The 22563-nt window shown below is 69.8% G+C and carries 21 protein-coding genes; 2 read left to right on the top strand and 19 right to left on the bottom strand.

All coding sequences use genetic code 11. The features are described from left to right. Positions 1–229: 229 nt before the first annotated feature. The 4 genes from QF037_RS38200 to QF037_RS38185 all read right to left on the bottom strand — a co-directional run bounded on the left by QF037_RS38200 (position 230) and on the right by QF037_RS38185 (position 4650). Positions 230–1585, bottom strand: a complete 1356-nt coding sequence (locus QF037_RS38200; RefSeq protein ID WP_307033254.1) for a replication-associated recombination protein A — start codon at positions 1583–1585, stop codon at positions 230–232. Between the two features lie 56 nt (positions 1586–1641). Further along, positions 1642–2292: a vitamin K epoxide reductase family protein gene (locus QF037_RS38195; RefSeq protein WP_307033252.1), complete on the bottom strand. Its 651-nt coding sequence runs from the start codon at positions 2290–2292 to the stop codon at positions 1642–1644. A 373-nt stretch (positions 2293–2665) separates the two neighbouring features. Beyond that, positions 2666–3928 (bottom strand): histidine--tRNA ligase, encoded by a 1263-nt coding sequence (gene hisS / locus QF037_RS38190; RefSeq protein WP_307033250.1) that lies wholly within the window; start codon positions 3926–3928, stop codon positions 2666–2668. Between the two features lie 11 nt (positions 3929–3939). Continuing rightward, positions 3940–4650, bottom strand: a complete 711-nt coding sequence (locus tag QF037_RS38185; protein WP_307033248.1) for an MBL fold metallo-hydrolase — start codon at positions 4648–4650, stop codon at positions 3940–3942. 180 nt (positions 4651–4830) lie between these two features. On the opposite strand from QF037_RS38185, the gene QF037_RS38180 reads away from it, so the two are divergent. After that, positions 4831–5646 (top strand): peptidylprolyl isomerase, encoded by an 816-nt coding sequence (locus QF037_RS38180; protein WP_307033246.1) that lies wholly within the window; start codon positions 4831–4833, stop codon positions 5644–5646. 135 nt (positions 5647–5781) lie between these two features. After that, positions 5782–7011, top strand: coding sequence for a DUF349 domain-containing protein (locus QF037_RS38175; protein WP_307033244.1), 1230 nt, complete (start codon positions 5782–5784; stop codon positions 7009–7011). Positions 7012–7087: 76 nt separating this feature from the next. Here QF037_RS38175 and QF037_RS38170 read toward each other — a convergent pair whose 3' ends face one another. From QF037_RS38170 to pgsA, 15 genes are all read right to left on the bottom strand, one after another. After that, entirely contained in the window at positions 7088–9622 is a 2535-nt protein-coding gene (locus tag QF037_RS38170) for a RelA/SpoT family protein (RefSeq protein ID WP_307033241.1), read from the bottom strand. A gap of 282 nt (positions 9623–9904) precedes the next feature. Then, positions 9905–10444: an adenine phosphoribosyltransferase gene (locus QF037_RS38165; RefSeq protein ID WP_307033240.1), complete on the bottom strand. Its 540-nt coding sequence runs from the start codon at positions 10442–10444 to the stop codon at positions 9905–9907. Next, entirely contained in the window at positions 10441–11550 is a 1110-nt protein-coding gene (gene secF, locus QF037_RS38160) for a protein translocase subunit SecF (protein WP_307033238.1), read from the bottom strand. The genes QF037_RS38165 and secF overlap by 4 nt, the downstream gene beginning before the upstream one ends. Before the next feature lie 2 nt (positions 11551–11552). Next, positions 11553–13211: a protein translocase subunit SecD gene (gene secD, locus QF037_RS38155; protein ID WP_307037571.1), complete on the bottom strand. Its 1659-nt coding sequence runs from the start codon at positions 13209–13211 to the stop codon at positions 11553–11555. Between the two features lie 234 nt (positions 13212–13445). Next, the gene (yajC, locus tag QF037_RS38150) at positions 13446–13949 is read right to left on the bottom strand and encodes a preprotein translocase subunit YajC (RefSeq protein ID WP_307033236.1); all 504 of its coding nucleotides are present in this window, start codon (positions 13947–13949) and stop codon (positions 13446–13448) included. A 174-nt stretch (positions 13950–14123) separates the two neighbouring features. Then, positions 14124–15194: a Holliday junction branch migration DNA helicase RuvB gene (ruvB, locus tag QF037_RS38145; RefSeq protein ID WP_307033234.1), complete on the bottom strand. Its 1071-nt coding sequence runs from the start codon at positions 15192–15194 to the stop codon at positions 14124–14126. 10 nt (positions 15195–15204) lie between these two features. Continuing rightward, positions 15205–15810, bottom strand: coding sequence for a Holliday junction branch migration protein RuvA (ruvA, locus tag QF037_RS38140; RefSeq protein ID WP_307033232.1), 606 nt, complete (start codon positions 15808–15810; stop codon positions 15205–15207). After that, positions 15807–16346, bottom strand: a complete 540-nt coding sequence (gene ruvC, locus QF037_RS38135) for a crossover junction endodeoxyribonuclease RuvC (protein WP_307033230.1) — start codon at positions 16344–16346, stop codon at positions 15807–15809. The genes ruvA and ruvC overlap by 4 nt, the downstream gene beginning before the upstream one ends. 202 nt (positions 16347–16548) lie before the next feature. Further along, a complete protein-coding gene (locus tag QF037_RS38130; RefSeq protein ID WP_266833215.1) occupies positions 16549–17301 on the bottom strand; it encodes a YebC/PmpR family DNA-binding transcriptional regulator in 753 nt (250 codons plus the stop codon). A 49-nt stretch (positions 17302–17350) separates the two neighbouring features. Beyond that, entirely contained in the window at positions 17351–17962 is a 612-nt protein-coding gene (pdxT, locus tag QF037_RS38125; protein ID WP_307033228.1) for a pyridoxal 5'-phosphate synthase glutaminase subunit PdxT, read from the bottom strand. Between the two features lie 7 nt (positions 17963–17969). After that, positions 17970–18875: a pyridoxal 5'-phosphate synthase lyase subunit PdxS gene (pdxS, locus tag QF037_RS38120; protein WP_266894972.1), complete on the bottom strand. Its 906-nt coding sequence runs from the start codon at positions 18873–18875 to the stop codon at positions 17970–17972. 116 nt (positions 18876–18991) lie between these two features. Further along, positions 18992–19534, bottom strand: a complete 543-nt coding sequence (locus QF037_RS38115; protein ID WP_307033225.1) for a hypothetical protein — start codon at positions 19532–19534, stop codon at positions 18992–18994. 45 nt (positions 19535–19579) lie between these two features. Continuing rightward, a complete protein-coding gene (locus tag QF037_RS38110; RefSeq protein ID WP_307033223.1) occupies positions 19580–20749 on the bottom strand; it encodes a glycosyltransferase family 4 protein in 1170 nt (389 codons plus the stop codon). Continuing rightward, complete coding sequence (locus QF037_RS38105) at positions 20746–21654, bottom strand: phosphatidylinositol mannoside acyltransferase (protein ID WP_307033221.1); 909 nt, start codon at positions 21652–21654, stop codon at positions 20746–20748. Before QF037_RS38105 ends, QF037_RS38110 begins: the two co-directional genes overlap by 4 nt. Then, positions 21651–22379, bottom strand: coding sequence for a phosphatidylinositol phosphate synthase (pgsA, locus tag QF037_RS38100; protein ID WP_307037570.1), 729 nt, complete (start codon positions 22377–22379; stop codon positions 21651–21653). The genes QF037_RS38105 and pgsA overlap by 4 nt, the downstream gene beginning before the upstream one ends. Between the last annotated feature and the right edge of the window lie 184 nt (positions 22380–22563).

Genomic DNA, 22563 nt, shown 5'->3' with positions numbered 1-22563 from the left:
GCCTGATGGGCAGCCGCTCCCCTGGTCTGGGCACATACGTGCAGCACGCGAGTGGCCCACCGACCGGTCCCGTCATACGACGAGTGGTGGTGGGCTGCCCGCGACACCAATCGAACGGTGCGCGACGCTCCTGGAGCCGATCCGGGGACTGGGTCCTCTGACTGGCTCCGGCTGACTGTCCTGTTCTGACTGCACAGGACGCAGCACTCCGAGGGATTCTACAGGGCGCTCAGGACCGCTTGCGACCGAGGTGCGCTCTGGTCCACTCGACCGCGTCCGCGTACCGCGCCTCGGCGCCGTGTCTGGTCGGCGCGTAGTACTCGCGGTCCTTGAGGGCGTCCGGGGCGTACTGCTGCTCGGCGATGCCCTCGGGCAGATCATGCGGATACACATACCCCTGTGCGTGGCCGAGCTTGGCGGCGCCCTTGTAGTGCCCGTCGCGCAGGTGGGGCGGCACGGATCCGGCCAGTCCCTTGCGTACGTCCTCCATGGCGGCGCCGATCGCCATGGTCGCGGCGTTGGACTTGGGGGCCAGCGCGAGGGCGATGGTGGCGTGGCTGAGGGTCAGCGCGGCCTCGGGGAAGCCGATCATGGCGACGGCCTGGGCGGCGGCGACCGCGATCGGCAGGGCCTGGGGATCGGCCAGACCGATGTCCTCGCTCGCGGAGATCATCAGGCGGCGGGCGATGAAGCGGGGGTCCTCGCCGGCCTCGATCATCCGGGCCAGGTAGTGCAGCGCGGCGTCGACGTCCGAGCCGCGGATGGATTTGATGAGGGCGCTGGCGACGTCGTAGTGCTGGTCGCCGTCGCGGTCGTACGTCACGGCCGCGCGGTCGACCGTCTCCTCGAGGGTGGTGAGGGAGATCTCGGGCTCGCCCTTGTCGAGCGCGGCCCCGGCGGCGGCCTCCAGGGCGGTCAGGGCCCGGCGGGCGTCGCCGCCGGCGATCCGCAGGAGGTGGTCCTCGGTGTCGTCGGGGAGGGTGACGGCGTCCTTGAGGCCGCGGTCGTCGCCGAGCGCCCTGCGCAGAAGTCCGCGGAGATCGTCGTCCGTGAGGGGTTCGAGGGTCAGCAGGAGCGAGCGGGACAGCAGCGGGGAGATCACCGAGAAGTACGGGTTCTCGGTGGTCGCCGCGATCAGGGTGACCCAGCGGTTCTCGACGGCCGGGAGGAGGGAATCCTGCTGGGCCTTGCTGAAGCGGTGGATCTCGTCGAGGAAGAGGACGGTCTCCTTGCCGTACCCGCCGGTGGCACGGCGGGCTCCCTCGATGACCGCGCGGACCTCCTTGACGCCCGCGGTGATCGCCGACAGTTCGACGAAGCGCTTGTTGGTGGCCTTGGAGACGACGTAGGCGAGGGTCGTCTTGCCGGTGCCGGGCGGACCCCACAGGATGACCGAGGACGGGCCCGCCGGGCCGCCCGTGGCCTCGCCGACCAGGCGGCGCAGGGGCGAGCCGGGCTTCAGCAGATGCTGCTGGCCCACCACCTCGTCGAGGGTGCGCGGGCGCATCCGCACCGCCAGGGGGCTCCCGGCGGGGTCTTTCTCCTGGCGCTCTTCGGCGGCTGCGGTGAACAGGTCGGGCTCCACGTCAAGAACCCTAATTCACCGCACTGACAATCCCGCCGGCGCCTGTGCAGTGCCGGTCAGCTGGTCCAGAAGTCCCACCAGCGCGTCAGGATCAGCATGCCGATGATCCCGATGTGCAGAACCGGCAGCACCCAGGTGAACTCGCCGAAGAAGCTCTTCAGCCAGCGCGGGGCGGGCAGGAAGCCGTTACGCACGTTGAACGAGGTCACGTACCAGAACATGATGATCGTCGCGACCCAGGCCAGGGAGCACCACAGGCACAGCGCGTTGATCCGGTACAGCGACTGGAACATCAGCCAGGCGCAGAAGGAGACGCCGAAGAGGGTGCCCGCGTTGAAGGTCAGCCAGTACCAGCGCGGGAAGCGGGCGCGGGCCAGCAGGCTCATGCCGACGCCGATGACGATGCCGTAGGTGACGAGGCCGAGCACCGGGTTGGGGAAGCCGAAGGCGGCGGCCTGCTTCGACTCCATCACGCTGCCGCAGGAGACGACGGGGTTCAGGCTGCAGCCCGGGGTGTAGCTCGTGCCCGCGATCTTGGCCTCGAGCAGCTTGAACTTGTCGATCGTGATGACCCAGGCGGCGAGCAGGCCGGCCGCGCCGGTGAGCAGCAGCATGATGGCGAAGGCTCGACTGCCACCCACCAGCCGTGGCTCAGCGGCGGTCCCCTCGGGCTCGGTGGGGACGTCTTTGACTGTGGTCTTGCTCATCACGCCGATTCCGTCTGCTTGAGAGTTGGACCTTCTTCGGGCAGGGGCCATTGTGCCGTACACGGGGCCGTGTCCACCGTTCAGTGGACATAAGGAAGTACGTCTGGCCGTCCCCGAGCGTTCGGTTCCGGCCGAGGTTCGAGGGCATGACACAGCACACGTGGACGCACTCGTGGTGGACGTACGGGGCCTCGCAAGCGATATCCCGGCATCGGCAGGGGCGGGGTGTACGGCGGGCTGGGGCCGAAGGCACGCGTGCGTGGCGCTCACATGTCGGAATCGCCCGGCAGGACGAATCGGTACCCGCCGAGTTGACGGCCCACCAGAAAGGTGCCGGGTCCCCTGGAAGGACCCGGCACCTCAGCACGCCGTATCAGCCGAGCCGGGCCTCCAGCTCGGCCACGATCTCGTTCACGCCGATCGCCGTCTGCTCACCGGACTCCATGTCCTTGAGCTGGACGACGCCCTCGGCGAGGTCGCGTTCGCCGGCGACGACCGTGTAGCGGGCGCCGCTGCGGTTGGCGTTCTTCATGGCGCCCTTGAGGCCCTTGGCCCCGTACGAGAAGTCGGCCGCGATGCCCACCTTGCGCAGCTCGGTGACCTTCGCGAAGAGGATCCGACGGGCCTCCTCGCCCAGCGGGACCGCGAAGACACTGGTCGTGGAGGGGAGCTCGAGCTCGACGCCCTCCGCCTCCAGCGCCAGCACCGTGCGGTCGACGCCCAGCGCCCAGCCCACCGACGGCAGCGCGGGGCCGCCGATCATCTCGGACAGGCCGTCGTAGCGACCGCCGCCGCCCACCGCGGACTGGGAGCCCAGGCCGTCGTGGACGAACTCGAAGGTCGTACGGGTGTAGTAGTCCAGGCCGCGCACCAGCCTGGGGTCGTCCTCGAAGGCGACGCCCGCCGCGGTGATCAGTTCGCGGACCTCCTCGTGGTACGCCTTGCAGCCGTCGCAGAGGTAGTCACGCAGGAGCGGGGCGTCGCCGAGCTGCTTCTGGACCGCTTCGCGCTTGTCGTCCAGGACGCGCAGCGGGTTGATCTCCGCGCGGCGCAGGGTCTCCTCGTCGAGGTCGAGCCCCCGGAGGAAGGTCTGCAGCGCCTCCCGGTACACCGGGCGGCACTCCTTGTCGCCCAGGCTGTTGAGGAGGATGCGGAAGTCGCGCAGCCCCAGCGAGCGGTACGCCTGGTCCGCCAGGATGATCAGCTCGGCGTCCAGCGCCGGGTCCTCGGCACCGATCGCCTCGGCGCCCACCTGGGAGAAGTGGCGGTAACGGCCCTTCTGGGGACGCTCGTAGCGGTAGTACGAGCCCGAGTACCAGAGCTTGACGGGGAGGTTGCCCGCCTTGTGGAGGTTGGCTTCCAGCGCCGCGCGCAGCACGGAGGCGGTGCCCTCGGGGCGCAGGGCCAGCCTGTCGCCGCCCTTGGTCTCGAAGGCGTACATCTCCTTGGTCACGATGTCGGTGGACTCACCGACACCGCGCGCGAACAGCTCGACGCTCTCGAAGCCGGGCGTCTCGATGTAGCCGTAGCCGGAGTTGCGCAGCGGAGCCGCGATCGCCTCGCGCACCGCGAGGAACTTCGCGCTGTCCGGCGGGATGAGGTCGTACGTGCCCTTGGGGGCCTTGAAGGTGCTCACGGAAAGTCTCGTCACATTCCTCGTCGGGGAGCGTCGGCATGCGCTCCCGGGCCGGCGGCCACCTGCCGCAGATACGGGTTGGTGGCACGCTCACGGCCGATGGTCGTGTGCTCGTTGTGGCCGGGCAGCACCACGGTCGAGTCGTCGAGAGGCAGGACCACGCGGGCCAGGGACTCGAGCATGTCGTCCATGGAGCCACCGGGGAAATCGGTGCGTCCGATGGAGCCGGCGAACAGCAGGTCGCCCGAGAAGAGAAGCGGAGGAATGTCCGCCACCTCGGGCAGGCCGAAGGTCACCGACCCCCTGGTATGGCCGGGCGCGTGCGCCACGGTGAGCTCCAGTCCCGCCAGTTCCAGCTTCACGCCGTCGGTCAGTTCCTTGACGTCGTCCGGCTCCCCCACGGTCAGCTCGCCCATGAGCGGCATCCCGATGGAGCGGCCGAGCGCCTTCTCCGGGTCGCTCATCATGAACCGGTCCTCGGGGTGGATCCAGGCGGGTACGTCGTGCGCGCCGCAGACCGGGACGACCGAGGCCACGTGGTCGATGTGGCCATGGGTGAGGACGACGGCGACGGGCTTGAGCCGATGCTTCTTCAGTGCCTCTTCGACTCCCTGGGCGGCCTGATGGCCCGGGTCGATGATCACGCACTCCTCACCGGCGGCGGGGGCGACGAGATAACAGTTCGTCCCCCAGGCCCCGGCGGGGAACCCGGCAATGAGCACGATCGTCCTTCGTTGTGTTGATAAGGGTGGGCTTAAAAAACGGCTGCGCCTGTGGTCAGAGCCTACCGGCGCTGCCGTTTCCTCAGCGAACCCATATACGGTACGGGGCACACGCACGCGGTCGGCTCACTAGACGCAGGCGTCCCAGCAGGCGTACGAGACGCATGAGGAGAGAACCCGGTGGTCACCCAGGAACAGCGGAAGCGGCAGCTCGCCCGGGAGAAGTTCTTGCGGCAGCAGCAGCGGCGCACGGCCGCGCGGCGCAAGGCCCGCATGCGCAACTCCGTGATCGCGTCGGTGCTCGGCGTGATCCTGGTGGGCAGTCTGGCGCTCTATACGTCGGACGTCCTCAAGGGCGACGACGACAAGTCCGACGCCGCCGCGGCCACGCCGTCGCCGACGCCCAGCGCGATCGCCGACCCGTGCAAGAAGCCGGCGGAGGGCAAGGTCAAGACGGCGACCTGGAAGAAGGAGCCGTCGCTGACGATCGACAAGTCGGCGAAGTACACGATGAAGCTGGCGACGACGTGCGGTGACATAGACATCGCGCTCAAGACGAAGGCGGCCCCGCACACCGTCAACTCGTTCGACTTCCTCGCGGCCAAGGGCTACTTCGACCACACCAAGTGCCACCGGCTCACCACCAACGGCATCTACGTGCTTCAGTGCGGCGACCCGACGGGCAGCGGCAGCGGTGGTCCCGGCTACACGATCCCGGACGAGAACCTGAAGGACAAAAGCCTCAAGGACAACATCTACCCGGCGGGCACCATCGCGATGGCGAACACCGGCAAGGCGCACACCGGAGGCAGCCAGTTCTTCCTCGTCTACCAGGACAGTCAGCTGCCGCCGAGCTACACGCCGTTCGGGACCGTCTCCGAGTCCGGTATGACGGTTCTGAAGAAGATCGCGGCCGCGGGTGAGAGCACCGGAGCGGGTGACGGCGCTCCCAACGCAACGGTCGTGATCAACAAGGCGACTGTCACCAAATCCTGACCCCCAACAGCCAAATTTCGGTCGCGCGGGATGCGGACAGGCAACCCGCCGGTCGCCTATGTTGGCCGTGACGAAACTGTGGACGATGCCCGGGGGTGCTGAAGCCCCACGCAGGCATCATGTGGAGGAGGCGCTGTGAGCAGCGACCCGTGGGGCCGCGTCGACGAGACGGGGACCGTGTACGTGCGTACGGCCGACGGCGAGCAGGTCGTCGGTTCCTGGCAGGCCGGCTCCCCTGAGGAGGCGCTGGCCTACTTCGAGCGCAAGTACGAGGGCCTGGTTGTCGAGATCGGCCTCCTCGAGAAGCGAGTGAAGACCACCGATCTGTCGGCGAAGGACGCGCAGGTCGCCATCGACCACATTCGCGAGCAGGTGGACGCGCACCACGCGGTCGGTGACCTGGACGCCCTCAAGGTGCGTCTGGACAAGCTCGTGGAGACGGTCGAGAAGCGCCGCGAGGAGCGCAAGCAGCAGCGCGCCAAGCAGTCCGACGAGGCCCGTCACTCCAAGGAGGCGCTGGTCGTCGAGGCGGAGGAGCTGGCGCAGTCCGACCAGTGGCGGGCGGCCGGTGAGCGGTTGCGGGCCCTGGTGGACACCTGGAAGGGTCTGCCGCGGCTGGACCGCAAGTCCGACGACGAACTGTGGCACCGCTTCTCGCACGCCCGGTCGGCGTTCTCCAAGCGTCGCAAGGCCCACTTCGCCTCGCTCGACGCACAGCGCGAGGAGGCCCGGAAGACCAAGGAACGGCTGGTCTCCGAGGCCGAGGCGCTGTCCGGCTCCACCGACTGGGGTCCGACGGCCGCCCGCTACCGCGAGCTGATGGCGGAGTGGAAGGCCGCGGGCCGTGCCCAGCGCGAGCACGAGGACGACCTGTGGAACCGCTTCCGCGGCGCCCAGGACGTCTTCTTCGCCGCTCGCAGCTCGGTCTTCGCCGAGCGCGACGCCGAGCAGACGGAGAACCTGAAGCTCAAGGAGGAGCTGGCCGGGGAGGCCGAGAAGATCCTCCCGGTCACCGACCTCAAGGCGGCGCGGTCCGCGTTCCGCCAGATCAACGAGCGCTGGGAGGCCATCGGCCACGTCCCGCGCGACGCGCGTCCCAAGGTCGAGGGCCGGATGCACGCCGTCGAGCGGGCCATCCAGGAGGCCGAGGAGACCGAGTGGCGCCGGACGAACCCGGAGGCACGCGCGCGTGCCGAGGGTCTCACCGGTCAGCTCCAGGACGCCGTGGCCAAGCTCCAGCGCCAGATCGAGCAGGCCCGCGCCCAGGGCAACAACGCCCGCGCCGACAAGCTCGAGCGTGAACTGGAGGGCCGCCAGGCGCTTCTGGACCAGGCGCTGAAGGGTCTGCAGGAGTTCGGCGGCTGACAGGGCCGCGGTTCAGCTGCTGCTACGACGAGAAGGGCCCCGTACCTCGTGTACGGGGCCCTTCTCGTGCTGTGCCCTACGCCCGGGCGCGCGCCGACGTCACGCGGTAGACGTCGTAGACGCCCTCCACGCCGCGTACCGCCTTCAGGACGTGGCCGAGGTGCTTCGGATCGCCCATCTCGAAGGTGAAGCGGGAGGTGGCGACGCGGTCGCGGGAGGTCTGGACGGCCGCGGAGAGGATGTTGACGTGCTGGTCGGACAGGACGCGGGTGACGTCGGAGAGGAGCCGGGAGCGGTCCAGGGCCTCGACCTGGATGGCGACCAGGAAGACCGAGGACTGGGTGGGCGCCCACTCGACCTCGAGGATGCGCTCGGGCTCGCGGGACAGTGACTCCACGTTCACACAGTCGCTGCGGTGAACCGATACGCCGCTACCGCGTGTGACGAAACCGATGATGGGGTCGCCGGGTACGGGGGTGCAGCAGCGGGCGAGCTTGACCCACACGTCGTCGACGCCCTTGACCACGACGCCGGGGTCGGCGCTGGAACGGCGCTTGCGGCCACGGCCGCGCGACGGCGGGACCGACTCGTCGATCTCCTCGGTGGCCGCCTCCTCGCCGCCGAGCGCGGAGACCAGCTTCTGCACGACGTTCTGCGCGGAGACATGGCCCTCGCCGATCGCCGCGTACAGCGCGGAGATGTCGGGGTAGCGCATCTCGTGGGCGAGCGTCACGAGGGAGTCGCCGGTCAGGATGCGCTGGATCGGCAGGTTCTGCTTGCGCATCGCGCGGACGATGGCGTCCTTGCCCTGCTCGATCGCCTCGTCGCGGCGCTCTTTGGAGAACCAGGCCCGGATCTTGTTGCGGGCCCGCGGGGACTTGACGAACCCGAGCCAGTCGCGGGACGGGCCCGCGCCGGCTGCCTTGGAGGTGAAGACCTCCACCAAGTCGCCGTTGTCCAGGGTGGATTCGAGCGGTACGAGGCGGCCGTTGACCCTCGCCCCTATGGTGCGGTGGCCGACCTCGGTGTGGACCGCGTACGAGAAGTCCACGGGTGTCGAGCCGGCGGGCAGCGCTATCACGTCGCCCTTGGGGGTGAAGACGAAGACCTCGTTGCGCGACAGGTCGAAGCGCAGGGACTCCAGGAACTCTCCGGGGTCCTCGGTCTCCTTCTGCCAGTCGAGCAACTGGCGCAGCCACGCCATGTCGTTGAGGTGGTCGTCCTTGCCGGTGGTCCTCGGCTGGTCCGAACGCACCTTGGAGGTCCCGGCGACGGCCTCCTGCTTGTACTTCCAGTGCGCGGCGATGCCGTACTCGGCGCGGCGGTGCATGTCGAAGGTGCGGATCTGGAGCTCGACGGGCTTGCCGTTGGGGCCGATGACCGTGGTGTGCAGCGACTGGTACATGTTGAACTTGGGCATCGCGATGTAGTCCTTGAACCGCCCCGGAACCGGGTTCCAGCGGGCGTGGACGGTGCCCAGGGCCGCGTAGCAGTCCCTGACCGTGTCCACGAGGACGCGGATGCCCACCAGGTCGTAGATCTCCGCGAAGTCACGGCCGCGGACGATCATCTTCTGGTAGACGCTGTAGTAGTGCTTCGGTCGGCCGGTGACGGTCGCCTTGATGCGGGCCGCGCGCAGATCCTGCTGCACCTCGTCGGTCACTATGGCGAGGTACTCGTCGCGCTTGGGGGCGCGCTCGGCGACGAGGCGGACGATCTCGTCGTACATCTTGGGGTAGAGGATCGCGAAGGCGAGGTCCTCCAGTTCCCACTTGATGGTGTTCATGCCCAGGCGGTGGGCGAGCGGCGCGTAGATCTCGAGGGTCTCGCGCGCCTTCTTCTCCTGCTTCTCGCGCTTGAGATAGCGCATGGTGCGCATGTTGTGCAGGCGGTCGGCGAGCTTGATGACCAGGACGCGCGGGTCCTTGGCCATGGCGACGACCATCTTGCGTACGGTCTCGGCCTGGGCGGCCTCGCCGAACTTGACCTTGTCCAGCTTGGTGACGCCGTCGACGAGCAGGGCGACCGAGTCGCCGAAGTCGCGGCGGAGCTGGTCCAGGCCGTACTCGGTGTCCTCGACGGTGTCGTGGAGGAGGCCCGCCATGAGGGTGGCGGGGTCCATGCCGAGCTCGGCGAGGATGGTGGTCACCGCGAGGGGGTGCGTGATGTACGGGTCGCCGCTCTTGCGCTTCTGGCCGCGGTGCCAGCGCTCGGCGACCTGGTAGGCGGTCTCGATCTTGCGGAGGGTCGCGGTCTCGATCTTCGGGTCGTTGCTGCGCACTATCCGCAGCAGCGGCTCCAGGACCGGGTTGTACGGGTTGGAGCGCTGGACTCCCAGGCGGGCGAGACGGGCGCGGACGCGGTTGGAGGAGCCGGAGCGGGCGGGCTGGCCGGCCGGCGGCCGGACCGCGGCGGGCGTGGACGCGGGGGCGGGGCGCTCGGGCGCGGCCGGCTTGGGGCGCGGCTGCTCGGCCGACTTGTCGACGGGCGCGGACTGGGCGTGCTCGACCGAGCCCTGCGCGGCGTTCTTCGCGCTCGGCGCGGGCGTGGCCGCGGCGCCTGCCGAAGGCTCGGGCTTGGCGGCGGTCAGTGGCTGGGCCTCGTCTGGCAAGAGGACTCCTCGTGCGCGATCCGGGTCCCCCGATCAGGCTCCGGAGACCCCATGGTAGCGATCCTGCGGCTCGGGATCGCCTTCAGGCGGGTGTGAGGACCGTCTACCGATGAAACGTGAGGGGCGTGCACTGGCATTCCGGGACTTGTCCGAGGGGCCAAGGCGCATGGCCGACTGCGGCGCCGCTGTGGCTGGTCGCGCAGTTCCCCGCGCCCCTTCAGGGGCGCGAAACGGCCGCCCTGGGTAACCAGGACGGCCGTTTTCGTGAGACCTATGTCGGCCTCAGACCACCAGTAGCGCTTCCAGCGGAGCGCCCGCCAGCGCCGGTTCCAGGCGGGCGCGGCCCGACAGGAAGCCCAGCTCCATCAGGACCGCCAGACCCGCGACCTGGGCTCCCGCCCTGCGGATCAGCTGGATCGAGGCCTCCGCCGTGCCGCCGGTCGCCAGGACGTCGTCGATGATCAGGATGCGGTCGTCCGACGACAGATCCTCCGCATGCACCTCGATCTCCGCGGAGCCGTACTCCAGGTCGTACGCCTGGGCGAGGGTCGCTCCGGGGAGCTTGCCCGCCTTGCGTACGGGGATGAAGCCGAGGCCCGCGCGGACGGCCACCGGGGCGCCGAGGATGAAGCCGCGGGCCTCCAGGCCGACGACCTTGGTCGCGCCGGTGCGCCCGGCGATCTCCGCGAGCGCGTCCGTCAGCGCGGTGAAGGCCGCCGGGTCCGCCAGGAGCGGGGTGATGTCCTTGAACATCACCCCCGGCTCCGGGTAGTCGGCCACATCACGGATGCGGCTGAACAGCAGTTCCTTGATGTCGGTCATCGCCGCTTCCCCGAGGGTCGGCCGCGGCCCCGGGTGCGCGAGGCGGGCTGGGTGCGCGGGCCGACGACCGCGTGGGCGTCCTCCGGCTCGTCACCGTGCGCGTCCCCGCCGCGGGCCTCGGCCTGCTCCCCCTCGGCGCCGACCTGGGCGCGCTTGGCCAGGACCCGCTTCCGGAGGGACTTCATCTGCGGCTCGAGCTCCTTGAGGTCCGCCACGAGCGGCGTCGCGATGAAGATCGAGGAGTACGCGCCGGCGGCGAGGCCGACGAACAGCGACAGCGAGATGTCGTTGAGCGTGCCCGCGCCGAGGAAGCCGCCACCGATGAACAGCAGGCCCGCCACCGGCAGCAGCGCGACCACCGTGGTGTTGATGGAGCGGACCAGGGTGCTGTTGATCGAGCGGTTGGCGATGTCGCTGTAGGTCCAGCGGGTCTGCTTGGTGATGTCCTTCGTCTGCTCCTTGAGGGAGTCGAAGACGACCACCGTGTCGTAGAGCGAGTAACCGAGGATGGTCAGCAGACCGATCACCGTGCCCGGCGTGACCTCGAAGCCGACGAGGGCGTAGATGCCGACGGTGATGGTGATGTCGTGGATCAGTGCGACGAGCGCCGCGATGGCCATGCGCCACTCGAAGGCGATCGCCAGATAGATCACCACCAGGACCATGAAGATCGCCAGACCCTGCCAGGCCTTGTTGGCGATCTGGTCGCCCCAGCTGGGACCGACGAGGTCGGCGGCGATCTTCTCCGGGTCGACCTTGAAGTCCGTCGCGAGCTTGTTCTTGATCTCGTCGGACTGCGTGGTGTCCATGCCGGCGATCTGGATGCGCAGCGTGCCGTTGCCCAGCTTCTGCACCACGGCGTCGTGGCCGGAGGCCTCTTCCGCGTACTCCTGGGCCTGGGAGACCGAGATGCTGGTCTTCTCGGTGGTGAAGACGGCGCCGCCCTGGAAGTCGATGCCCATGTTCAGGCCGCGCACCGCCAGGCCGACGATGGCCGTGATGGTGATCAGGATCGAGATGCCGTACCAGAGCTTGCGGTGGCCGACGAAGTCGTAACTGATCTCGCCACGGTGCAGTCGGGCGCCGAGGTTGCCGAGTTTCGACATGCTCACGCCTCCTTCGTCTCAACGGGGGCGGGACGGCGGGTGCGGCGCAGTGGCGCCTTGGCACCCAGGCTCTTCGGGTCGAGGCCGGACCACTTGTTGCCGCTCGCGAAGAACGGGCGGCGGGCCAGCAGCGTCATCAGCGGCTTGGTGAAGAAGAAGACCACGACGACGTCGAGGACGGTGGTCAGACCCAGAGTGAACGCGAAGCCCTGGACCTTGCCGACGGTGACGATGAACAGCACCGCCGCGGCGAGGAACGACACGAAGTCGGAGACCAGGATGGTGCGCCGGGCGCGCGGCCAGGCCCGCTCGACGGCGGGGCGCAGGGAGCGGCCCTCACGGATCTCGTCACGGATGCGTTCGAAGTACACGATGAACGAGTCCGCGGTGATACCGATGGCGACGATGGCACCGCACACGGCCGGCAGGTTCAGCGCGAAGCCGATGGCCGGGCCGAGCAGCGCCATGAGCACATAGGTGAGGGTGCCGGAGACGAGCAGTGAGGCGATCGCGACCAGCGACAGACCGCGGTAGTAGAACACCAGGTACAGAATGACCAGCGCGAGGCCGATCGCACCGGCGAACAGACCGGCGTGCAGCTGGTCGGTGCCGAGGGCGGCGGTCACCGTGGTCACGTTCTGCTCCTTGAAGGAGAGCGGGAGCGCGCCGTACGACAGCATGTTGGCGAGGCTCTGGGCCTCCTCCTGCGTGAAGCTGCCGGAGATCTGGGCCTGGCCGCCGGTGATGGACTGGCTGACGGTCGGGCTGGAGACGACCTCGCCGTCGAGGACGATGCCGAACTCGTTCTGCGGCTGGGTGTTCTGGGCGAGCTGGCCGGTGATGTCGGCGAACTTCTTGGCGCCGCTCTTGTTGAAGTCCATCGTGACCTGCCAGCCGGCGGCGGTCTGCGTGTCGTAGACGGCCTTGGCCTCGTCGACCTCGGTGCCGGCCACGGCGGCCGGGCCGAGCAGGTACTTGTACCAGACGCCCTGGATCTCACCGCAGCCCACGGTCGGGTCCTCGGGCTTCACGCCTTCGCCGGCCTTGTTGCGCTGCGTCTGCTTGGAGCAGTCGAGCGCGGTGTACGCGGCCTGGAGCTTGGCTTCGGCGGCGGTGGGGGCACTCGCGGAGGCGGACGGGCTCGCGGAGGCGGAGGGCGAGGCGGACCCCGACGGGGTCGGGTCGGCCTTCAGCGCGTCGGAGGCGGCGCGGCCCTGTGTGGTGGCGGAGGCCGACGGGGAGCTCGACGAGGTCGCCTTCTCACCCGTGGTGGCCGACTCGCTCGTGGAGGGGCTCGGCGAGGCGCTGGAGGAACCACTGGCGGACGCGCTCGGCGAGGGCGTCGCGGCGGCGGCGCCGGTGGCGTCCTGGGCCAGCACCGGACGGAAGTACAGCTTCGCGGTGGTGCCGACCTGGTCCCGGGCTTCCTTGGAGTTGGTGCCCTTGGGGATGTTGACGATGATGTTCTTCTTACCCTGGGTCTGCACCTCCGCCTCGGAGACGCCCAGGCCGTTGACACGGCGGTTCATGATCTCGACCGCGGTGTTCATGTTGGCCGAGTTGATCGCGGACCCTTGGTCGGCCTTCGCCTCCAGCGTGATGCTGGTACCGCCGGCGAGGTCGATGCCGAGACGCGGCGTGGTGTGACCGGAGAGGAACATCCCTCCGGTGAGCGCCACGATGGCGATCAGGATGAGGGCCAGCGAGCGCCCTGGCTTGCTCTGGGCACTCGAGCTCCGGCCCCTCTTGGGTGCTGCTGCCACCTTCTCGTACTCCCTCTCGGGCCGCCTCGCGCCGGGTCATCGGGCGGGCGGCCATGACATGGTGTCGGGATCCCCTGCGAGCTGCGTACGTCCGAGGGCGCGCAGGCCTGGCCCGCGCGCCCAGAGGTACGGCTACTTCGCGTCGGAGTCGCCGTCGGTCTTCTTCGGCACGTCGTCCGTCTTCGCCTCGGCGGCCTCGGCGGCCGGCTCGGCCTCGTCGGCGGGCTCGTCCTTCTTTTCGAGGTCGACGGACTTGTCGTCGTCGGAGGCGGCGGCAGCTTCGTCGGCGGTCTCGTCGGTCTCGGTGAGGGAGGAGGCGTCGTCGGGGACGACGTCCGTCTTCAGGTCGTGCTCGACACCGTGGACGATCCGGTTGTACTCGTCGTCCGTCAGGACGGCACCGATCGCGTTCTTCGCGAAGAGGAGCTCGACGCCCGGCCCCGCGTCGACGAGGATCGTCTCGTCGTTGACCTCCTTGACCGTGGCGTACATGCCCCCGATGGTGCGGATGCCACTGCCGGGCTGCATCTGGTTCCGCATGTCGGCGGCGGCCTGCTGCTTCTTCTTCGCCGACCGGGTCATCAGGAACATGGCCCCGATGAGCACGACGAACGGGAGGAGGGTCACGAGACTCACGGGTCGGTACTTCCTTCACGTGACCGCGATGGTGAGCGGCCTGATGGTTGGGGGTGTGCGCGCCGCCGACAAAGGCGGCATCGGCGGAGTCTAAGCGAGTCCGCGTGCAGGGAACAACGCTCAGCATGGCACCCGGGTTCCTGGCCCGGCCAATCCCGCACCGTCACAAAGACATCACGTCCCGAACAGGTCTTGTTGTCCGTTTCCGGTGGCCGCGGAGCGGGGCGGGGTGAGGCCCAGGTGCGCCCATGCGGCGGGAGTGGCGACGCGACCACGCGGTGTACGGGCCAGCAGACCCTCCCGGACGAGGAAGGGCTCGGCGACCTCCTCGACGGTCTCGCGCTCCTCCCCCACCGCGACCGCGAGGGTGGACAGGCCGACGGGGCCGCCGCCGAACAGTTTGAGCAGGGCCTCCAGGACTCCGCGGTCCAGGCGGTCGAGGCCGCGGGCGTCGACCTCGTAGACCTTCAGTGCGGCCCCCGCGATGTCACGTGTGATGAACCCGTCCGCTTTGACCTGGGCGTAGTCGCGCACCCGGCGCAGCAGACGGTTGGCGATGCGGGGCGTGCCGCGGGAGCGGCCGGCGATCTCGGCGGCGCCGTCGGTGTCGATCTCGACGTCGAGGAGGTTCGCGGAGCGGTGGATGACCCGCTCCAGTTCGGCGGGCTCGTAGAACTCCATGTGCGCGGTGAAGCCGAAGCGGTCGCGCAGCGGGGGCGGCAGCAGGCCCGCGCGCGTGGTGGCGCCGACCAGGGTGAACGGGGGCAGTTCGAGGGGGATGGCGGTGGCGCCCGGGCCCTTGCCGACGATCACGTCGACGCGGTAGTCCTCCATCGCCATGTACAGCATCTCCTCGGCGGGCCGGGACATGCGGTGGATCTCGTCGAGGAAGAGGACCTCGCCCTCCTGGAGCGAGGAGAGGATCGCGGCCAGGTCGCCGGCGTGCTGGATGGCGGGGCCGGAGGTGATGCGGATGGGGGCGCCCATCTCGGCCGCGATGATCATCGAGAGGGTGGTCTTGCCGAGGCCGGGGGCGCCGGAGAGCAGCACGTGGTCGGCGGTGGCGCCCCGCGCGCGTGCGGCGCGCAGGACGAGGTCGAGCTGCTCGCGGACCTTCTCCTGGCCGATGAACTCGCCCAGGTCCTTGGGGCGCAGGGCGGCCTCCACGGCCTGGTCCTCGCGGTCGGCGACAGAGTCCACCAGCCGCTCGGGGGCGGTCGCGTCGGTGGTGTCGTCCCAGTTCACTGACGTTCTCCTAGCGGGCGCGGTTCAGGGTCTGCAGGGCGGCCTTCAGCAGTTGGCCCACCTGCGGGGTGCCCCCGGCGGCCTCGGCCTGGGGGGCCACGGCGGACACGGCCTCGTCGGCCTCGCGGGTCGCGTAGCCGAGGCCGATCAGGGCCGCGTGCAGCTGGTCGCGCCAGCCCTGGGTGACCGGGGAGCCGACGGCGGGGGCGCCGATGGGCTCGCCCAGGCGGTCCTTCAGCTCCAGGAGCAGCTTCTGGGCGCCCTTCTTGCCGATGCCGGGGACGGCGATCAGCGCCTTCTCGTCGCCTGTGGCCACCGCCCTGCGCAGGGTGTCCGGAGCGTGCACGGCCAGCATCGCCTGGGCCAGGCGGGGGCCGACGCCGCTCGCGGTCTGGAGCAGTTCGAAGACCTGGCGTTCGTCGTCGTCCACGAAGCCGTAGAGGGTCAGCGAGTCCTCCCGTACGACGAGGGAGGTGGCGAGCTTGGCCGGCTTGCCCAGGCGGAGCGTGGACAGGGTGTTGGGCGTGCACTGCACGGCCATGCCGACACCGCCGACCTCGACGACGGCGGCGTCGGGGGCGAGTGCGGCGATCGTGCCGCTCACGAAGGCGATCATGCCGTACGGCCTTTCGTTGCGTTGGCTGCGTGCAGGGCGACCGCCTGCTGGAGCCTGTTCTGTGCGGGAGCGCGCCAGATGTGGCAGATGGCGAGCGCGAGGGCGTCGGCGGCGTCGGCGGGCTTGGGCGGTGCGTCGAGCCGGAGCAGGCGGGTGACCATGGCGCCGACCTGGGCCTTGTCGGCACGCCCGCTGCCGGTGACGGCGGCCTTGACCTCGCTGGGGGTGTGCAGGGCGACGGGGATGCCGCGGCGGGCGGCACAGAGCATCGCGACGGCGCTGGCCTGGGCGGTGCCCATCACGGTCCGTACGTTGTGCTGGCTGAACACCCGCTCCACGGCGACGAGTTCGGGCCGGTGCTCGTCGAGCCACTGCTCGATGCCCTGCTCGATGACGACGAGGCGCTGCCCCAACTCGGCGTCGGCGGGCGTGCGTACGACGCCGACGCCGACCATGGTGAGCGGTCGGCCCGCGACCCCCTCGACGACACCGACACCGCACCGCGTCAGTCCGGGGTCCACCCCGAGTACACGCACCGCGCCCCTCCCCTCTTTGCGGCTAAACCGCCGCCACTCTCGCGGACGTGGCTGAGCGCCGTCGGGGTTCCTCAATTGATGGTTGCGGCCCGTGGACGGCGATCTTTGACTCTCGTCAGGCTATCCGCTGCCACCGACAATGGCGGCGGGCCGGTGGGACGTGTCCCACCGGCCCGCCGAACCCGCTCAGTTCGCGACAGCGCTACGCGTCGACCTTCTCCATGACCTCGTCGCTGACGTCGAAGTTGGCGAAGACGTTCTGCACGTCGTCGCTGTCCTCGAGGGCGTCGATCAGCTTGAAGATCTTGCGGGCGCCTTCCTCGTCGAGCTCGACCTGCATGGTCGGGACGAAGTTGGCGTCAGCGGAGTCGTAGTCGATCCCGGCGTCCTGGAGGGCGGTACGGACCGCGACCAGGTCGGTGGCCTCGGAGAGGATCTCGAAGGACTCACCGAGGTCGTTGACTTCCTCGGCACCCGCGTCCAGGACGGCTCCCAGGACGTCGTCCTCGGTCAGCTCGCCCTTGGGGACGATCACGACGCCCTTGCGGTTGAAGAGGTACGAGACAGAGCCCGGGTCGGCCATCGAACCGCCGTTGCGGGTCATGGCGACACGCACGTCGGAGGCGGCGCGGTTGCGGTTGTCGGTGAGGCACTCGATGAGCACCGCGACACCGTTCGGACCGTAGCCCTCGTACATGATCGTCTCGTAGTCGGCGCCACCGGCCTCGAGGCCGGCGCCGCGCTTGACCGCGGAGTCGATGTTCTTGTTCGGGACCGAGCTCTTCTTGGCCTTCTGAATGGCGTCGAACAGCGTCGGATTGCCGGACACGTCGGCGCCGCCGGTGCGGGCCGCGACCTCGATGTTCTTGATCATCTTCGCGAAGAGCTTGCCGCGCTTGGCGTCGATCACGGCCTTCTTGTGCTTCGTCGTAGCCCATTTAGAGTGGCCGGACATCTGCCTGTCTCCTTCGCGTAACCCATCCAAACAACGAACGCCAGAGATCCTACAAGGACTCCGCCGCCCGGTTCGCGCGCACCATGTCGACGAACAGGGCGTGCACGCGGTGGTCGCCGGTCAGCTCCGGGTGGAACGACGTGGCGAGCGCGTTGCCCTGGCGGACCGCGACGATGTGGCCCTCGTGCTCGGCGAGCACCTCGGTCTCGGCGCCTACGGACTCGACCCAGGGGGCGCGGATGAAGACGCCCTCTACAGCATCGCCCTCGACACCCTCGACGTCGACCGTCGCTTCGAAGGACTCGTTCTGCCGTCCGAAGGCGTTGCGGCGCACGATCATGTCGATGCCGCCGATCGTCTCCTGGCCCGAGCGCGGGTCGAGGATCTTGTCGGCCAGCATGATCATGCCCGCGCAGGTGCCGTAGACAGGCATTCCGGCACGCACGCGCGCGCGGAGCGGCTCCATCACGCCGAACAGGACGGCCAGTTTGGAGATGGTCGTGGACTCACCGCCGGGGATGACCAGGCCGTCGATCTCGGCGAGTTCCTCGGGGCGCCTGACCGGCCTGGCCACGGTGTCCGCCGCGGCCAGGGCGATGAGGTGCTCCCGTACGTCGCCCTGGAGAGCCAGGACGCCGATGACCGGTGCTTCGTTCGACATGGGTGGGTTACCAGCCGCGGTTGGCGTAGCGCTCGGCCTCGGGGAGGGTGTCGCAGTTGATGCCGACCATGGCCTCGCCCAGGTTGCGGGACGCGTCCGCGATGATCTTCGGGTCGTCGTAGAAGGTGGTGGCCTTCACGATGGCGGCGGCGCGCTTGGCCGGGTCGCCGGACTTGAAGATGCCGGAGCCGACGAAGACGCCCTCGGCGCCGAGCTGGCGCATCAGGGCGGCGTCGGCGGGGGTGGCGACGCCACCGGCGGAGAACAGGACCACCGGGAGCTTGCCGAGCTCGGAGACTTCCTTGACGAGCTCGTACGGGGCGCGCAGCTCCTTGGCGGCGGCGTACAGCTCGTTGTTGTCGTAGCCGCGCAGCCGGGCGATCTCGTTCTTGATCTGGCGCAGGTGACGGACGGCCTCGACGACGTTGCCGGTGCCGGCCTCGCCCTTGGAGCGGATCATGGCCGCGCCCTCGGCGATACGGCGCAGGGCCTCACCGAGGTTGGTGGCGCCGCAGACGAAGGGGGTCGTGAAGGCCCACTTGTCGGAGTGGTTGACCTCGTCGGCCGGGGTGAGGACCTCGGACTCGTCGATGTAGTCGACGCCGAGCGACTGCAGGACCTGGGCCTCGACGAAGTGGCCGATGCGGGACTTGGCCATCACGGGGATGGAGACCGCCTCGATGATCTCCTCGATCATGGTGGGGTCCGACATCCGGGCCACGCCGCCGTCCTTGCGGATGTCGGCGGGGACCCGCTCCAGGGCCATGACGGCCACGGCGCCGGCGTCCTCGGCGATCTTCGCCTGCTCGGCGTTGACCACGTCCATGATCACGCCGCCCTTGAGCTGCTCGGCCATGCCGCGCTTCACACGGGCGGTGCCGGTCTCGGGGGCCTGGTTCTCGGTGAGCGACACGGATTGACCTCGCTGATGTGAAAAGAGGATTTCTGCAGTACCGAGGAAACGTGAAGCGAGCAGTCCACAGCAAGGGCCAATGGGGAGGCGGTGGATCGTTTTCCGGGCGGGCGCGGCTACGCGGCCCGGTCCACCAGGGCCACAGGAGGCTCGTCGTCCATCTCGAACGCCAGCGGGAACGGGGCGTGACCCGCCAGCCGGAACCAGCGGACCTTGCGGTGGCGCCGCAGGGCACGGGCGGCCCGTACGGAGTCGTTGTGGAAGCGCCGGGCCATCGGCACCCGGCGCACCGCCTCGGTCAGCTCCCGGACGGCTTCCACTCCCCCGGGCGCCTCCCGCACCGTCTCCACCTGCGGCGTCTCCGCGAAGACGGCTCGCAGGGCCTGGGTCAGCTCGCTCTCGGCGACCTCCCGTTGCTCCTCCTCGGCCTGCCGCGCGGCGTGCGCCGCCTCGTAGAGCACGATCGAGGCGGCCGGGTCGAGGACACCGGAGGTCGCCAGCTCCTGGGTCACCGAGGCGCGCCGCAGCAGCTGCGCGTCCAGCGCGGCCCGGGAGGCGTCGATCCGGGCGTGCAGCCGGTCCAGTCGTCCTGCGGTCCAGCTCAGGTAGAGGCCGATCGCGATCAGGGCGACGAGGGTCCAGATGAGGGTTGGGGTCACGGGCGCAAAGGTTACCGACGTACGGGCCCCGGTCCTACGCGCCCCTCAGTCCCGCGCCAGCCCGAACCGCGACAACAGGCTCGTGGTGCGGTCGTCGTCGGCCGCCGCCACTGCGGCCGCGCCCGCCGTCACCGTCTCGTACACCGACAGGATGTCCGCGCCGACCGTCGACCAGTCGAACCGCCGTACGTGGGCGCTCCCGCGCTCCCGCAGTTCGGCCCGCCGCTCCGGATCGGCCAGCAGCCGCAGTGCCGCGTCGGCCAGTGCGTCGGCGTCCTCGTTGGCGAAGAGTTCACCCGCCGCGCCCTGGTCGAGCACCTGGGCGAAGGCGTCCAGGTCCGAGGCGAGGACGGGGGCACCGGCCGACATCGCCTCGACCAGGATGATCCCGAAGCTCTCGCCGCCGGTGTTGGGGGCGACGTACAGGTCGACGCTGCGCAGGAAGCGCGCCTTGCCCTCGTCGCTGACCATGCCGAGGAACTCCACGCGCGAGCGGAGTTCGGCGGGCAGGTTCTCCACGGCCTCCTCCTCGTCGCCGCGCCCGGCCACCAGGAGCCGGGTCTGCGGGCGCTCGGCGAGGATCTTCGGCAGGGCCTTCATCAGCACCGGCAGACCCTTGCGGGGCTCGTCGATGCGGCCGACGAAGCCGAGGGTGTCGCCCTGCCACTCGGGGTTGGGCTCGGCCTTGGCGAAGAAGTCGACGTCGACGCCGTTCGGGATGACGACCGCGTCCCCGCCGAGGTGCTCCACCAGCGTGCGGCGGGCGTACTCGCTCACCGCGATGCGCGCGCTGATCTTCTCCAGGGCGGCCTGGAGGATGGAGTACGCGGCGATCATGGCCTTGGAACGCGGGTTCGAGGTGTGGAACGTCGCGACGAGGGGGCCCTGCGCCGCCCAGCAGGCCAGCAGGCCGAGCGAGGGCGAGGACGGCTCGTGGATGTGGACGACGTCGAACTCGCCGTCGTGCAGCCAGCGGCGTACCCGCGCGGCGCTGAGGAAGCCGAAGTTCAGCCGGGCCACCGAGCCGTTGTACGGCACCGGCACCGCGCGGCCCGCCGAGACGACGTAGGGCGGCAGCGGGGTGTCGTCGTCGGCCGGGGCCAGGACGGACACGTCGTGGCCGAGGCGGATGAAGTACTCGGCGAGATCGCGGATGTGGAACTGGACGCCGCCCGGCACGTCCCAGGAATACGGGCAGACGATGCCGATCCTCACGAGGGCCCCTTACTGGGGTCGAGATCCTTGAGCCACAACCGCTGCAGCATGTGCCAGTCCTCCGGATGGTCGGCGATCCCCGAGGCGAAGGCATCGGCCAGCGCCTGTGCCATGACAGACGTCTTCTCGGCGCGGGTACCTGTCTCGGGCACCTCGACCGGGGGGTGCACCCTGCCCCGCATGACGGGCGAGTCGTCGTACCAGAGCGTCACCGGCAGCAGCAGCGCGCCGGTCTGCTGGGCGAGGAGCGCCGGGCCCGCGGGGATCCGGGTCGCCTCGCCGAAGAACTGGACCTCGACGCCGGAGGAGGACAGGTCGCGCTCGGCGACCAGACAGACCAGACCGCCGTCGCGCAGCCGCCGGGCCAGGGTGCCGAAGGCGGTGCCCCCGCTGTGCGGCAGGACCTCCATGCCGAGGCCCTCGCGATAGGCGACGAACCGGTCGTACAGCGTCTCCGGCTTGAGCCGTTCCGCGACGGTGGTGAACGGGGTGTCCAGCTTCGTGGTGACCCAGGCGCCGGCGAGGTCCCAGTTGGCCATGTGCGGCAGCGCGAGGATGACACCCCGGCCGGAGGCGAGGCCGTCGGTCAGGTGGTGCAGGTCCTTGGCCTCGAAGCCGCCCTTGATGCGCTCCTCGCTCCAGGCGGGCAGCCGGAAGGACTCCATCCAGTAGCGCAGATACGAGCGCATGCCCGCGCGGGACAGCTCGGCGAGGCGCTCAGGGGTCGCGTCGGGCACCACGCGCGCGTAGTTGCTCTCCAGCCGCTGCACGCCCTTGCCGCGCTGCTTCCAGGCGAGATCGGCGATGGTCCGGCCGAGGCGTACGGCGACCGGCTCGGGGAGCTTCTTCACCGCTCCCCAGCCGAGGCCGTACAGCGCGTCGGTGAGCCGGTCCTGGGCACTCACTTCGCCGCCTCGCTCCCCTGGGTCTCCTGCGGGGTGGCCGCGTCCGCCTCCGCCGCCTCGCGACGGACCGTGACGACGCGCTGGATCAGCGTGACGAGGCTGCCGACGGCGACGATCCACAGCGCGACCGGCAGCAGGTACTGGATGCCCGGCACGCCGAACGTGTGCAGACCCGCGAGACCGGCCGCGACCAGCGAGATCACCAGCCGCTCGGCCCGCTCGACGAGACCGTTGACGGCGACCGGCAGACCGATCGACTCGCCCCGGGCCTTGGTGTACGACACCACCTGGCCGCTCGCCAGACAGAAGATCGAGACCGCGCACAGGACGAGGTCGTCACCGCCACCGGCGTACCAGAGGATGAAGCCGCCGAAGATCGCGCCGTCGGCGACCCGGTCCAGCGTGGAGTCCAGGAAGGCGCCCCAGCGGCTGGAACGGCCGAGCTGCCGGGCCATGTTGCCGTCGACCAGGTCCGAGAACACGAACAGCGTGATCACGATCGTGCCCCAGAAGAACTCGCCCATGGGGAAGAAGACCAGCGCCCCCGCGACCACCCCCGCGGTGCCGAGCAGCGTCACCGTGTCAGGGCTGACGCCCCTTCTGATGAGAAATGAGGCGAACGGCGTGAGGACACGCGTGAAGAATGCACGCGCGTACTTGTTCAGCATGGCCTTCCCGAGGGTCGGTGTGGCCGCGCGGCCCCTGCTGGCCACCGGCTGGCCCATCGTAGCCACGCGCGCGCATGTGCGAACGCCGGGCACTGTCGCCCCGCGTCACGGCCGCACGGCATACGGGTAACGGCAGGATCGCGTCCCCCGTATGGACGCACCGTGACCGGAGTGGAAAGCTCGAAGAACCGCGGGCGTCACCGGAGCCGCCATCGCTGGGGGCACCTCCCGGACGAAGTCC

It is taken from the genome of Streptomyces canus (assembly GCF_030815415.1).
Classification (GTDB): domain Bacteria; phylum Actinomycetota; class Actinomycetes; order Streptomycetales; family Streptomycetaceae; genus Streptomyces; species Streptomyces canus_F.
Note: the sequence above shows the minus strand (reverse complement) of the source record. Positions and strands in the feature narration are given on the sequence as shown.

What these genes read in the sequence shown, in the direction of transcription:
- QF037_RS38195 (WP_307033252.1), bottom strand. Translation starts at nt 2,292, where the DNA reads ATGAGCAAGACCACAGTCAAAGACGTCCCCACCGAGCCCGAGGGGACC.
- QF037_RS38165 (WP_307033240.1), bottom strand. Translation starts at nt 10,444, where the DNA reads ATGACCGACATCAAGGAACTGCTGTTCAGCCGCATCCGTGATGTGGCC.
- secF (WP_307033238.1), bottom strand. Translation starts at nt 11,550, where the DNA reads ATGTCGAAACTCGGCAACCTCGGCGCCCGACTGCACCGTGGCGAGATC.
- secD (WP_307037571.1), bottom strand. Translation starts at nt 13,211, where the DNA reads ATGTTCCTCTCCGGTCACACCACGCCGCGTCTCGGCATCGACCTCGCC.
- ruvA (WP_307033232.1), bottom strand. Translation starts at nt 15,810, where the DNA reads ATGATCGCCTTCGTGAGCGGCACGATCGCCGCACTCGCCCCCGACGCC.
- QF037_RS38130 (WP_266833215.1), bottom strand. Translation starts at nt 17,301, where the DNA reads ATGTCCGGCCACTCTAAATGGGCTACGACGAAGCACAAGAAGGCCGTG.
- pdxT (WP_307033228.1), bottom strand. Translation starts at nt 17,962, where the DNA reads ATGTCGAACGAAGCACCGGTCATCGGCGTCCTGGCTCTCCAGGGCGAC.
- pgsA (WP_307037570.1), bottom strand. Translation starts at nt 22,379, where the DNA reads ATGGGCCAGCCGGTGGCCAGCAGGGGCCGCGCGGCCACACCGACCCTC.